This is a genomic window from Nonlabens ulvanivorans, from assembly GCF_000732625.1.
Taxonomy (GTDB): Bacteria; Bacteroidota; Bacteroidia; order Flavobacteriales; family Flavobacteriaceae; genus Nonlabens; species Nonlabens ulvanivorans.
Genome location: NZ_JPJI01000042.1, coordinates 1 through 315 on the forward strand (window position 1 = coordinate 1; position 315 = coordinate 315).

General features: G+C 31.1%; 1 pseudogene. It reads left to right on the plus strand.

The features are described 5' to 3' along the window. Positions 1 to 190, plus strand: a pseudogene (locus tag IL45_RS14620) (bifunctional 4-hydroxy-2-oxoglutarate aldolase/2-dehydro-3-deoxy-phosphogluconate aldolase); the annotation flags it as partial. Positions 191 to 315 lie beyond the last annotated feature (125 nt).

The following is a 315-nucleotide window of genomic DNA, read 5'->3' on the forward strand; positions in this document are numbered from 1 at the left end:
ACAACTAGCCATTATGCCTACTGGAGGAATCAACCCTACAGAAGATGGTTTAAAAGAATGGTTCAAGGCAGGAGTAAATTGCGTAGGAATGGGAAGTCAATTATTTGATAAACTTAAAATCAATAATGGCGATTTTGAAGGATTAGAACAAGATATTAAAATAGCTGTTCAGACTGCGTCAGTGCTATAAAATTAAATCTTTTAATTGCTTAATAAGTACTAGTTGACTTTAAAATAATAGGTTTTTAAATTAAGCAGCCGTATTTCTTGGAAATATCTGAGATATCACTTTAATTTGGTTTTTCAGATTGGTAA